The organism is Acidobacteriota bacterium (assembly GCA_003225175.1).
Taxonomy (GTDB): Bacteria; Acidobacteriota; Terriglobia; order Terriglobales; family Acidobacteriaceae; genus Gp1-AA112.
In genome coordinates, this window is record QIBA01000012.1 from 1 (window position 1) to 13,374 (window position 13,374).

11 protein-coding genes are annotated in these 13,374 nt (G+C 56.8%); 9 read left to right on the forward strand and 2 right to left on the reverse strand.

The genetic code is table 11. From position 1 onward, the window contains the following. Window positions 1–66: 66 nt before the first annotated feature. On the reverse strand, window positions 67–279 hold the full coding sequence (locus tag DMG62_00365; protein ID PYY24977.1) for a hypothetical protein: 213 nt from the start codon (window positions 277–279) through the stop codon (window positions 67–69). A gap of 205 nt (window positions 280–484) precedes the next feature. Between DMG62_00365 and DMG62_00370 the strand changes: the two genes are divergently transcribed. Further along, window positions 485–1,438, forward strand: a complete 954-nt coding sequence (locus DMG62_00370) for an ABC transporter ATP-binding protein (GenBank protein PYY24978.1) — start codon at window positions 485–487, stop codon at window positions 1,436–1,438. After that, window positions 1,327–2,718, forward strand: coding sequence for a hypothetical protein (locus DMG62_00375; protein ID PYY24979.1), 1,392 nt, complete (start codon window positions 1,327–1,329; stop codon window positions 2,716–2,718). The genes DMG62_00370 and DMG62_00375 overlap by 112 nt, the downstream gene beginning before the upstream one ends. A gap of 27 nt (window positions 2,719–2,745) precedes the next feature. Here the strand turns inward: DMG62_00375 and DMG62_00380 are convergent, their stop codons facing one another. Then, window positions 2,746–4,326, reverse strand: a complete 1,581-nt coding sequence (locus DMG62_00380; GenBank protein PYY24987.1) for a radical SAM protein — start codon at window positions 4,324–4,326, stop codon at window positions 2,746–2,748. 1,035 nt (window positions 4,327–5,361) lie between these two features. On the opposite strand from DMG62_00380, the gene DMG62_00385 reads away from it, so the two are divergent. The 7 genes from DMG62_00385 to DMG62_00415 all read left to right on the forward strand — a co-directional run. Beyond that, a complete protein-coding gene (locus DMG62_00385; protein PYY24980.1) occupies window positions 5,362–7,581 on the forward strand; it encodes a hypothetical protein in 2,220 nt (739 codons plus the stop codon). Window positions 7,582–7,826: 245 nt separating this feature from the next. Further along, complete coding sequence (locus tag DMG62_00390; protein ID PYY24981.1) at window positions 7,827–8,057, forward strand: hypothetical protein; 231 nt, start codon at window positions 7,827–7,829, stop codon at window positions 8,055–8,057. 195 nt (window positions 8,058–8,252) lie between these two features. Next, the gene (locus tag DMG62_00395) at window positions 8,253–8,660 is read left to right on the forward strand and encodes a hypothetical protein (GenBank protein PYY24982.1); all 408 of its coding nucleotides are present in this window, start codon (window positions 8,253–8,255) and stop codon (window positions 8,658–8,660) included. 919 nt (window positions 8,661–9,579) lie between these two features. Further along, entirely contained in the window at window positions 9,580–9,894 is a 315-nt protein-coding gene (locus tag DMG62_00400; GenBank protein ID PYY24983.1) for a hypothetical protein, read from the forward strand. Between the two features lie 116 nt (window positions 9,895–10,010). Further along, complete coding sequence (locus DMG62_00405) at window positions 10,011–12,212, forward strand: TonB-dependent receptor (GenBank protein PYY24984.1); 2,202 nt, start codon at window positions 10,011–10,013, stop codon at window positions 12,210–12,212. Between the two features lie 34 nt (window positions 12,213–12,246). Continuing rightward, window positions 12,247–12,780 carry a hypothetical protein gene (locus tag DMG62_00410; protein ID PYY24985.1) on the forward strand — a complete coding sequence of 178 codons (534 nt, stop codon included), beginning with the start codon at window positions 12,247–12,249 and terminating at the stop codon, window positions 12,778–12,780. Window positions 12,781–13,106: 326 nt separating this feature from the next. Further along, window positions 13,107–13,374, forward strand: a 268-nt coding sequence (locus DMG62_00415; protein ID PYY24986.1) for a cell division protein FtsH, incomplete at its 3' end; no start/stop codon positions are given.

Here is a 13,374-nt window from a genome sequence, read left to right on the forward strand (position 1 = left end):
TTAACTCGCTCGGCCTAAGAAGTGGAGACACGGGAAGCCCGCACGTGTGCTCGAGCTCCACGCTTATTAAGCGACTTCTGCTGGGCTGTCGTAATCCCTAAGCCGCGGAAAGGCTTTCTGAACATCGGCCCACGCCAGACGCATCGCGTCCTTGTCGGTTTTGCCAATGTAACGGTAGAAGTCCATCGCCTTCTCTCTCGCCCGTTCCTCTTCTGCCGTGAGCTGCACTGGCCTCTTCTTCGTATTTTCAATATTCATCGGGCTCCCATCCATACGCATGAAGCAGTCTCAATGTTACGCCCATTGGCGCATGGAGTGTGATGGGCGTCGTCGTGAAAGCGCACCCTGCAAAAACCGCGCAGAGCGCGGCGGCGCGCGCATTGTGGTAGATTGCTCAGAAAGCAAAACCAGAAACAAAGCAAGGGCTCAATCTAGGCTGTGCCACCCGCGCGCGTAAATCGCGAGAACAACTCACGAGGGAGAGATGGCGTCTGCACCGATGGTTCCCGCCCCCATTTCAGTGTTGCCTCTGCGCATTCAAGCGCTGGCTAAACGCTTCGGCGAATTGACTGCGGTCGACGGCATAACCGTCGAGTTGCACAGCGGGGAATGTTTGGGATTGCTCGGTCCGAACGGTGCGGGCAAGAGTACGCTGATTCGCAGCATCGTGGGCCGCGTGATTCCGGATTCGGGCAAGGTCTTAGTCTTTGGCGCTCCCGCGGATTCGGCTGGAGCACGCATCGCGCTGGGCTGGGTTCCGCAAGACCTGGCACTCTATCCCCGGCTAACCTGCCGGGAGAACCTGGAAGCGTTCGGTCAATACCATGGCTTGCGCGGCAGTGTTCTCACCACGTCGGTGGCCTGGTGCCTGGAGTGGGCCGGGCTCGCCGATCGGGCGGAAGACGCTGTTGCGAGTTTCTCCGGAGGAATGAAGCGACGGCTCAACATGGCAGCCGGACTCATCCACCGCCCCAAGGTGATCCTGATGGACGAGCCGACGGTCGGGGTTGATCCGCAATCGCGCAACCGCATCTTTGAGATGATCGAGAAGCTGCGTGACCAGGGAATCTCGATGATCTACACGACACACTACATGGAAGAGGCGGAACGGCTGTGCGATCGAATTGCCATTATCGATCATGGGCGCATCATTGCTCTGGGAGCGAAGGAAGAGCTGGTGCACAATGCTTTTGCTTCCCGCAGCGAGGTGATTGCCCGATTCGGGAATTCCGACGGGAGCGTCCTTGCCTGGGTGAAAGAACGCGGCGGACTCTTCGACAACGGCATGGCACGGTTCACCATTGAGCATGCGGCTGAAATCGGTGGATTACTCGACGCCGCTGCCAAGGCAGGCCACGAACTAGTGGATGTCTCACTGCGCAAGCCCAACCTGGAATCGGTATTTCTGCATTGGACGGGAAGGGAGCTGCGCGATTGATCTTCGCTATCGTCCGTACTGCCTTGACGGCTCTGCGCCGCGACCGCGGAGCGCTTGCTCTGAGTTTCATATTGCCGGTGGCATTCTTCACCATCTTTGCCGTCATCTTCGGGGGACGACGGGACACTACGCCAAAGATCAGCGTGATCGTGGTCGACGAAGACCACAGCCGGGCCTCGCAACAACTCGTCAAGGGTCTTAAGGAGGAATCTCTATCGGTAAAGACCAGGCCGGCGACGAAACGGGGCGTCGATCAGCCTGAATACACAGCGACGACGGCGGAGGCCGCGGTCAAAGCCGGCGCTGCGCCGGTGGCGCTCATCATTCCGCGGGGCTTCGGAGAAAATCCTATTGCGTTCGGTGGCGGCTCGCAGCGTTCCACGATCCAGCTCCTCAAAGACAGCAGTGACATGGTGGCGCCGCAGATCATTAATGGCCTGCTGCAAAAGGTCGCGATGACCGCAATGCCCGACGTGATGGCAGCGCAGGGATCGAAGTATATGGACGAGTACGCCGGCGGCTTTACCCCGGAACAGCGCAAGAGAATCGAGCAGGGACTGGAAGAACTCCGCAAGCGAGAGAGGAGCGAGGATAGCAATACGCAAACGCGTCAGAGTTCCAATGGCGGAATGCCGATCTCGGTTAGCGCGCGTGATGTCGTCGGCGAAAACAAAAACAATCCAATGGTGTCCTTCTACGCAGCAGCCATCGGAGTCATGTTCCTTCTTTTTACCGCCAGCAGCGCCGGCGGATCTTTGCTGGACGAGGCTGAGAGTGGAACACTCGACCGCGTGCTCAGTTCACAAGTCAACATGGGAACACTGTTGGCAGGCAAGCTTTGCTATTGTTCGCTGTTGGCATTCTCACAACTAATACTCATGTTCGTTTGGGCCTGGTTAGTCTTTAAGCTGGATTTCATTGCCCACTTGCCCGGTTTTTTCATCATGGGACTCTCCACGGCTTTCTCCGTGGCGGCGTTTGGGATGCTGTTGGCAAGTACGTGCCGAACCCGCGCGCAGCTCGGTCCGCTGTCGACGCTGGTAATCCTGATCATGTCCTCGGTAGGCGGGAGCATGTTCCCGCGTTTCCTCATGCCCGAAGCGATGCAAAAGGCGGGGCTGCTGACCATCAATGCCTGGGCGATCGACGGCTTCACGAAGGTTTTCTGGCGCGATGAACCAGTCACACACCTGTGGCCGCAGGTCCTGGTTCTGCTGGTTGCAGGCGCCCTGTTCTTTGTAATCGCTCGCAGGCTGGCGCGACGCTGGGAGTATTCATAACCGAAGGTCCCATCCTGGGGCACTCGACTAGGCCGAGACTCTCAGCTCCGAAGCAACGGCGTTGCCGGCATTCGGAGCCTTCAACTCAGGCATTGGATTCGCTGCAAACAAGTGCCGGCATGGCTTTGCCAGCCACTTCGCCATGCTCGTGGCGCGGCTCTTGCGGGCGCTGTCAGTGGCGATGCCGGTATTGGCATACATCTGGCGGTAGAGTTTTGAGATGAAAATGAGAATGAGCCTGGCCTTGAAGGACGTAGCGCAGGCAGAGCGTTCCCAAATTGCGCCGAAGCTGTAGAAGCGGCTCCAGACGTTCAGGGTTCGTCTTCGCATTTCGTCGGAACTCATGGTGGGATGCGGCATGAACATCTTCGGCCGGATTTCCGGAGGAATCAGCCAGTAGCGTGTCAGGGGAATTCCCGCAATCTTTTGTACCTGTTGACCCTGCGTTTTCTCCCAGCGTTCAAAATCGACCGTTCCGGGAAATGGCGTAAGCATCAGGAACTGAGCGAAGGCCAAACCCGATCTTTGCGCGAGCTGCAGGGTGGCGTCGAAGGTCTCTTCGCGATCGCTCGGGAGCCCGAAGATGAACGAGCCCAGGACGTACACTCCATGTTCACGAAATCTCTGCAGGCGCTCGACGAGATCTTCTCCGGAACGGTTGAAATCCTTATAAACCGATTTCAATCCTTCGGCGGTCACCGCCTCGACTCCAACCAGCGCTCCTTTAATATTGGCTTTGCGCATGGCCATCAGAAATTGAGGATCTTCTGCCGCTTCCATGGTGATCTGGGTAAAAAAGTTCAGGTCTGCGGGCAGATCGGCCAGCCGGGCCATAAACTCGAATCTCTCGTTGCGCAGCGCCTCTAATTGCGCGAGCCTTTGCTGGTTGCCTTGCCGCTCCGCGAGCTTCAGATCGGTGAATGAGACCGGATAAAAATTGTCGTCGGCCAGCGCGATAAAACGGAATCCTTTGCGCCGCAGCTGCACGATTTCGTCGATCACCGCATCGGTCGAACGCTGCCGCGGCCGTTGACCATCAGTCCTCCATACCGAACAGAACGAACAGTGCTTGGGGCAACCGCGAACCGTCTGCACCGATGCCCACATGTAACGCTTCGGCGAAAGCAGATCCCAGCGTGCCGCCTTGAATTGATCGGCCTCAATGCGTCCGCCTTCATAGGTTCTCTTCAACTCACCTTTGGCGCAATCGGTTAATGCCTTTCCCCAGGCCACATCGCCGTCTCCACGCACCACGGCATGTGCGCGCCCGTGCTCGAATGCTTCCTCAGGGTAGAGACTCGCATGAACACCTCCAAAAATGACCCAGGCCCCGCGTTCGCGCGCCATGCGTCCGATTCCGTAGCCGCGCAACGCATTCGCGGTGTGGATTCCGATCCCTACGATGTCTCCTGGCTGTATGCGGCTGACATCCAATGGTTCTAGCGTTTCGTCGCACAGTTCGGGATCGCCGAAGGTAGTTGGGGTAGCGGCGGCAAGCACAAATAACCAGCGCGGAGTGATGACGGCAACGCCAAATGAGGAGTCGCTGGGATTTACAAGGTGTACTTTGGGCAGGCAAGGAGGGCAGACCACCGGGTCGTGTGGCATGACAGGCTTAGATGCTACTTGGAAGTATGGCTTGCCCTCAACTTTTCTGTTTTTGTTTCGGACTGCCAGCATTCCGATGGAACGAATGCGGCTGAGAGCAGCGGACTCAGCTTGAAACTGGCTTAATTCACTGCTGCCCGCGGAACAGCGAATTTATCAGTGAATTTAACAGCGAATTTTTTCTAAAAATGTGGCGAGCAACGGACGATTCCGCGCAACCGCCTGCCACGTCAGGGATTACGCAAGTTCGCGATTTTCTTCGCCAAAAAGAACAGTGAATAACAGTGAATAAGCAGTGAATTCTGAAATTCGCATCCGTTGCTCGCGCCAGCGTCGGGTGCTTGCGACGAGCACTCTCCCACACGCGCCTGAGTTCCAAAATGAAATTTTTCGTTGACTCGCAATCTTGACTCGTGGTAGCACCGAACTAGGTTCGGCGATGAAGGACGGCCGCTCCAGCGAGAACGAAAGCCGATGTGGTCCGCGAGAATCTCCCGCGCAAATACTGCCGCGCCGGGGTGCGGGTGTGTCTCTGAATTAGATAAAATGCAACAACAAGGGAAAGGCCAGTGAACCGCCAGCCTTTCCTTTTTTGTGTTGCGAAAACCCAAACGCCAGCAGCCCGAGGGAGTCGATGGGGGAGCGAGGGTTCCCAACTCTTGCGGCGAGAACGAGCACAAAATCGACTCACTTTACCGCTGCTGAGGAGGCACGGAGAGCACGTACGTCCTTTCCATCGCCCTGACATCCATACAACACACCTAGTTCTGATCAGTCAGGGACTACGTGCAAAAAAAGGGTGACGGTCAGCACATATTCTGGTGTGAGACGTGGCATGATAGAAAACCGCCGCCGCCCAGCTCGGCATGACAGGCCAAGGTTTGGGGCTGGCAGCGATCGTTTAGCTCGAGACTGCTGACGCATTCCCTCGCGCACCGCACATATTTTCGAAAATTCGGGCCCATCTGCACTGCTCGGAAGTTCGTTGGCCTCACTGTACGTAAATGATTCCTAACCCTGGAGGAGTTCCTTATTATGCGAAAGAGTACGTCTCAACGCGTCACACCAATACTTGTTTTAATGCTGTTCGCAGCAGTGGCGGCACCCACCTTCGCAAGTACCGGTACCAGCGACGCCCCGCGCGTCAAGACTGGCGTTTACGACGGATATGCAATGGTGATCCTTGCGGATCCGCCGCTGGCCGACTGGCCGGGCGCAACGCGCACAAAAAATGGCAAGCTCGACTTCGCTGCCGGAGCGAACGGACGCTATCGTGCAGCGCTGGCACACGCGCGCAACAATTTCAAGCAGTGGCTGCAGTCCACAAAATCATCGGCGCAAGTCGTACACGAGTATGACACTGTGCTCAACGGTCTAGCTGTGCAACTGAGCGGAGCGACGCTGGATTCGCTGCGTGGCGGCCCTGGGGTCACGTTAGTGGAACCTAGTCTGACCTACACTCCCGTGATGGACCGCTCCCCAGCGCTGATCAATGCTTCGGCGTTGTGGGCTGCGGTGGGCGGAGTTGGCAATGCGGGCGCAGGCATGAAGATTGCCGTGATCGACAGCGGCATCGACCAGACGCATCCGTTTCTGACGGACAATTCGCTGGTACCTCCGGCAGGTTTCCCAAAATTCGATGCAGGCGATCAGCAGTACACGAGTAAGAAGGTGATCGTCGCGAAGGTGTACTACACCGGCAAGCCCGGACTGCTCAGTGCGCAAGCACTACAGGAGCACGGAACGCACGTGTCGGGAACGATTGCAGGCGTGAATGGCACGAATGCTGCTGCGCCTGCCGATGGGTCGGCGCCAGCGGTAAGCGGACTGACTGGAATCGCGCCCAAGGCATTCCTGGGCAACTACAACGTGTTTCCCGGACCTATCACTAACGCTGCATCGCATGACATCGCGCAAGCGATTGAAGATGCGGTGCAAGACGGGATGGACGTCATCAATATGAGCCTGGGCGGAGGGATCCGCGGCTATCAGGATCAGTTGACGGTCGCAACCAACCGCGCAGTAAATGCTGGCGTTGTAGTCGCGGTAGCAGCGGGCAACAGCGGTCCGGGCGTGAACACGGTCGAGAGCCCTGGGCAGGCGGAGAATGCGATTACAGCATGCGCTACCACGAATAGTCACTATTTCGGCATTAATGTCGCCGCGAACTCCAGCACGTTCGGCGCGGCCACCGGCGCATTCAACAACTACAAGCCGGCGCTCACCGCGCTGCTGGCGAACTGGAGCAACCCGAGCGATACCACCGGAACGACAACAGCGTGCTCGGCGGTTTCGGGCGCGCCGTATTCCGGAAAGATGGTAGTGCTCGACCGTGGCGCGTGTACCTTCTCCACGAAAATCCGGAATGCGCAGGCTGCCGGAGCGGCCGGCGTTCTGGTAGTGAATAACGCGGCAGGCGATCCCATCGCGATGGGCACAGACGGTACTGCGAACCAGCCGACGATCCCGGCAGTCATGCTGGCGAGTTTGGATCGGGCGGCGATTCGTGCCGATGCGGGGCAGCTCGCCACCGCCGATGGAACGACCGTCGCGGAAATCCTGACCACCAATGGCAACTTCCTGGCGAGTTTTTCCAGCCGCGGGCCGACCAACCTGCTCGACATCAAGCCTGACGTCTGCGCGCCGGGGGTGAACGTGTACTCGTCCGTTCCGGGCAATGCGTACGCGCTTTTCCAAGGCACCAGCATGGCAACGCCGCACGTGGCGGGATCGTCGGCGCTCCTGCTGCAACTGCATCCCGACTGGACGCCGGCGCAGATAAAGAGCGCCTTGGTAGACACAGCCAGCCGGCCGTCGGTGCTGGGAACCAGCAATCCCCAGAATCGCGGTGGTGGCATCGTTAATCTGGCCAAGGCTGTGGCAGCGACGGCAACGCTAACGCCAGCGGTGCTGTCGTTCCGGAAAATCGAACCAGAGTCGGGACAATCGAAGACGATCGTGGTGACGGTCACTAATACCACAGGATCGGCTTTGACCCTCAATGCGACGGCGGCACTGAATCCGGGATTCAACGGATCAGGCGCAACCGCAAGCGTCTCTCCAGCCACCCTGACCGTCGTGGGAGGGCAGTCGGCGACGTTGTCAGTGACAGTGAGTACGCTGCCAAGTACTCGAAAAAAGCCTGGCGAGATTTCGCCAGGCTTTTTTGTGTCCACTCCATGCTCCACTCGGGAGATGGAGCTGCGGGGAAACCGGGGACGGGAAACCGGGACAGACGAACATACCCTGGTCTAATTTCCCAATCAAGGAAAAGGTCCCGTCTGACCCCGAAGTTTCAGGACCATTTGTGCCAGTCGTACAGAGTCATCTAGTCTTGCATATGATCCTCGGAGAAGTCGGCGTGATGGTTTCTTCGCGTGCGGTTCGAACCGCAGCGATCAGAGACGCTGCAATTAGGAGAACGTTCTTCTGCCGTGGACCGTCGGGCACGAGGAACAGCATAGGCGAATCGTCAAACTGCCTATAATCGGCCTGTGTCTGTGGAATTCGCCATCCTCATCGTTCTCTGCGTCATTCTTCTTCAGGCATCTTTCCTCGCGATTGCGCCCAGAACATATCTCCGGATTCGCAATTGGATTGTCAGAACACCCAATCGAGTGCCGGTGAATCGCGGCTATGGGCGAGAGCGGGCGGTTGGTCTCTTTGTCATCTTGATCGCCGGTTTCATCATTTACTGGATCATCAGCAGTGCCTTTGTTGATGTACCTTGACGAATGTCCGAAAAGCTTCGCGAAAAGCTGGCTACGCTTTCACGCGAGCAGTTGATGGAAGTGAAGCGTCAGATGCTGGAAGCTCTACCGGAGTACGCCACCGACCGCGGGATCAGTTTTCCGGCCGAGGTTCTTATCGTTACGGGAACCAAGACCGCACCCTACCTATGATTGCAGTTACCTTGTCTTAGCGGAATGCTGAGTGGATTGTTCACCGTAGAAATAAACTGTGGACACGAGAAGACGATGCGATATCACTTACTCTCGCTTGCACTTTTGATCTTGTCGGTATGCCCTATCAGCTTGGGGCAGTCGTCAGGTGAGCAAACTAAAGACAACCAATTAGACAAGGTGACAAGAACCTTTAGGCCAAAGCTGCTCTTACAAGATGCGTTGAAGATTGCAGACAACTACATTGGAGATGAACACATCGACATCTCACACTATTGGCTATATGAAGTCCGATACACCGTGTACGGCGAGAAGGGCAAAGGCCAGCCCGCATGGCACATCTGGTGGGTGAGTGATAGAGTCGCCGTCGGTGACTATGTAGAGATCGTCGTATTCATGGATGGAAAAGCTTGGCGCAAGCCCTCGATGTGACAAACCCATCATCACGTGGGGACCCCGGTCTCGCGTGCTGTTCTCCCAGACAAGTCCTGACCGCGATTACAACACCGGTACCGGGCAGGAGTGCGGTGCCAAAGAGGAAATAGTTTGTTCAATGTTTAAGTACATCTCTGCCGAAGTTGCCCTTCTATTTGCTAAGACGCTGAGGGTCCGGTTCACCCAGCCGTCAGACCTCAACGATCCTTTTGGGACGGTGGCCCGGCCTTTTAAGCTCGGTTTCATTATGGAACCACCATGACTCGGATGCCCCACTCTCGCGTGATTTTCGCGAGGGTGGGATTAGATGAATGTTGACCAGTCCCGGTTTTGGTTCTCTTCTTTGAATCGTTTCCGAATTGCGCTTATTCTGTGCCCATGAACTCTGCGTTTTTTGCCCTCGCGTGTTTCGCGAAGAAGACGAAGTCAAAAGCGGAGTTGCACACATCATCGAATGCCACCCTCGCGAACAGCACGCGAGAGTGGGGCACCCTTTACATGAAAGTCGCATGCAAGAGACCAAAATGGGAAATACCGGGCCACCCCGCCACCCTTTTGTCTGCGAGTCTGATGCACAAACCGAAACGGGAAAAGGATGGGCCACCCAGCCGACCGTCTGGTCGTCGATGTCGATCCCCGGAAACATCAATTGCACTTTCAGGTGGAGCGCGCGGGAGCGGGCGAACCCTCCACTCCCTTGGAGACAGTCGAGAGCCCGTCCTGAGAGAGCGTCGCATTCAACACTCAGCGTTCAGCCCGGACGGCATGGACGCTGAGTTTTTTTCTTGGGACGTCGTTGCTCTTTTGCAACCAATTTACCGGTAAAAGCTTTATGATCAGGACGCCGTAGGAGTATCCTCGCTCTGCCGTTTCCGCCATGCGCAAGCTAGCAGCCACCTCGATTTTGCTCTTGATCATGGGGCCGTTCTTTGCTCCGGTGATCTCGGCCGCGACTCCAGCTCGGGTGCCGGTATGCTGCCGACGTAACGGTGCCCATCATTGCTCGGCTGTGGCGGAGATGCTGGCGTCGGGTGGCGACGCATTTCGCACGAGTAATCCATGTCCGATGCGGCAAAGTCAGCAGCTTGCGAGCTTGATCGTTGCCCTGCCGCCTTCCTCCACGGCCCGAACTGAGACCGCCCGCCAGGTGTCAATCGGCAGAGCGGTTTCTCGCCGACACCTCAAGCCGATTCGCCTTGACCATCAGCGCGGTCCTCCAGCCCTCCTTTAGATACTTCCCAAATGCGGAACCGGTTCGCCAGGCAGCTGCTCACCATCCCGCCGCTAGCGCGGAGCTGATTCTCTCCAAAGACTTGGGATCTAGCCTGTATTCACGAGGACTGCGTCATGCGTAAGCTGTTTCTATTCATCTTGCTATTCATTCCCAGCCTGAATTTTGCCTCCGTCTTCGGAGTTGTGAAGGGCATTGTTCACGATCCCCAACATCGCCCAATCGCGAAAGCGAGGGTGTTATTGAAGTCCGCGACGAGTGACTGGAAAAGCGAGACTACGACCAACGACGCTGGGCAATTTCTGTTTCAGACTGTTCCACTCGGAGACTACGAAGTAACTGTTGAGTCCCCCGGATTCGCGAGGCGCATCGCAACCATTACCGTCACGGCCGGTGATGCTCAGGATCTGCACTTCCAGCTCGCGATTGCCAAGGTTCAGGAGACCGTCAACGTCACCGGCGAAGTTGCCGCTGTAAATCCGTCCTCGAGCACCACGGAAACGATGATCGGCCGTCATGAAATTCTCGCAACGCCAGGAGCCGATCAGGCGAACTCGCTCGCGATGATCACCAACTACGTTCCCGGGGCTTACATGGCGCACGATCAACTGCACATTCGCGGCGGACACCAGGTTACCTGGGCAATCGACGGTGTACCGGTGCCAAATACGAATATCGCCGGCAATGTCGGCCCACAGTTTGATCCGAAGGACATCGATTATCTCGAAGCAGAACGCGGCGGCATTTCAGCCGACTATGGCGATCGTACTTACGGAGTCTTCAACGTGGTCACGCGCTCTGGTTTCGAGCGCAACAAAGAGGCGGAGCTGGTGGCCAGCTACGGCAGCTATAACTCTACCGACGATCAGCTCAGCTTCGGCAGTCATACCGACCGCTTCGCCTACTATACGAGCCTGAACGGTAACCGGACCGATTTGGGACTGGAGACTCCCACATCGAAGGTGCTTCACGATCGCGCGAACGGCTTTGGGGCTTTTACGTCATTGATCTTCAATTCCACGCCGTCCGATCAGTTGCGCTTCGTGGGCTCAGCGCGGCAGGACCACTATCAGGTGCCGAACGATACCGATCTACAGGCGGCGCTGATCAGCGATCGCGAACGCGAGCAGGATGCATTTGGGAACTTTTCCTGGATTCATACCTGGTCGCCCAACCTGGTGCTCACCGCCACGCCTTTTTACCACTTCAATCGCGCTGCGTTCGAGGGCGGACCCAATGATGTGCCCAGCACCATCGTGAATCGCGCCTCGAACTATGCGGGCGGACAGTTGTCGGTAAGCGCGGTTTACGGGAAGCACAACGCGAGCGCCGGCATTTATGGGTTTGGACAGCACGACAACACGCAATTCGGATTAATTGCCAATGACGGCAGCGGCGACGACATCGCAGCGCGCGATTCCGTCAGCGGCCAACTGGAAGCGCTTTTTCTGCAGGATCAATTCAAGCTCACATCATGGCTTACGTTGAACGGCGGAGTCCGGCTCACACACTTCGCCGGGGCCATCAGTGAGAACGCCGCCGATCCGCGTCTGGGAATGGCGATCCGCCTGCCACATCTCAACTGGGTGCTGCGCGTAAGTTATAGTCGCTACTACCAGGCGCCGCCGCTCTCGACAATCTCAGGTCCGCTGCTCGAGTTTGCCACAGCAGAAAACCTTGGATTCTTGCCTCTCAAAGGAGAAAGAGACGAACAGCACGAATTTGGACTAACAATTCCGATCCGATCCTGGACCGCTGACGTCGCCTACTTCCGCACCGGAGCGCGAAACTTCTTTGATCACGATGTAATCGGCGATTCCAATATCTTTTTTCCTCTCACCATCGATCACGTTCGCATTCGCGGTCTTGAAACCACCGTGCGCTCTCCGCGGGTGTTCAAACGGGTAGATTTTCACCTTGCATACTCGCATCAATCGGCCGAAGCCACCGGGGGAGTTACCGGAGGGCTGACCGACTTCAGTCCGCCTCCAGACAGCTTTTTCTATCTCGACCATGACCAGCGCGACACTCTGAGCACCGGGCTTACGACCACCATGAAGTGGCGGAGCTGGTTATCGGCGAACTTCACCTACGGCTCAGGATTCCTGAATGGCAACGGGCCAGACCATCTGTCCAGCTATCGGACTATCGACCTCTCGCTCGGCAAATCGTTCGGAGAGAGTTGGTCAGCGAAGGTGAGCGCCATGAATCTGACCAACAAGCGCTACTTCATCGACCTGAGCAACACGTTTGGCGGATCACACTTCGCCAATCCAAGGGAGATCTCGCTACAGGTGAAATATAGGTTCCATTATTAGGAAAGGTAGAGACGCAGCATGCTGCGTCTTGACGATGCACCGAAATAATTCAGCGAGCATGGCACTGAGGATCATCGTCGTGGAGACGCAGCATGCTGCGTTTCTACGCCAGCTTCGTGACCTTGCTTTTCCTCTCGTGACCTTCGTGTTCGCTCTTTCCTTGGTTGGCTGCGGCAAAAAGCCTGAGGCCCATCACTACGCGCTGCACGGCAGGATCATATCCGTCGACAAGCTCGGGCACGAGCTGATCATCGATCACGATGCCATTCCCGGCTTCATGGAAGCGATGACCATGCCATATCCGGTCGCTGACAATGCGATGCTCGAGCAGGTTGGTCCTGGAGATGAAATCCGCGCCGATCTGAAAGTCGAAGATGAGCATATCGCGATCGACAAGCTTGAGGTTGTCAAGAAGGCAGCCCCCGGCAGCGCTCCCGTTCCCAAGCCAATGCACGTTCCCACAACGGGAGAGCAGGCGCCGGGCGCCCCACTCATCGCGGTGTTCGATGAGTGGTTTATCCAGAAGGTCTCGCCTATAATTCGCCGCGTGCCGCGCGATCTGATTTGAATCGACGGTTTTCACGACTACCACTACATCACCTGCAGTTGTTATCAAAGAAAGCCCTTCATGGGATCTGTGTATGCGCGAGATGTCTTTGTAGAGGTATTCGATAGAGTGCGCGCGACCGATGCTAAAACAAGATCCAAACCAAGGAGGTCCACGCTTCGCCTTTGCGCACCCTGCGAAAACCACGCAGAGTGCGGCACCCACTTCCTGGGTATCGCAAGGAGGAAATTGAGAAGCCGCGAAGGGCACGCGACCCGCCCCGTTGCAAAAGCGTCCTGAGCGGACGCAGCTATAATCCTCCCGCATTCCAACTTGGGAGTTCTTGTGTGTCAAATCCGATTAAGACAATCGTCTTCTGGCTGGTAATCCTGCTTTCTGGTGTGCTCTTGTGGCAGGTCGTGAAGGCGGGTGGCACTGGGAACAAAGAAGCGGAAATCTCGTTTTCGAGGTTCATGCAGGATGTAGACCATGGAGATGTATACGAAGTCACCATTGCCGGAAGCGAAGTGCACGGTAAGTACAAGAACAATGGAGCGGGCTTCCATACCATTGCCTATGCCAACGACCCTGAGATGATTAAGAATCTGCGCGACA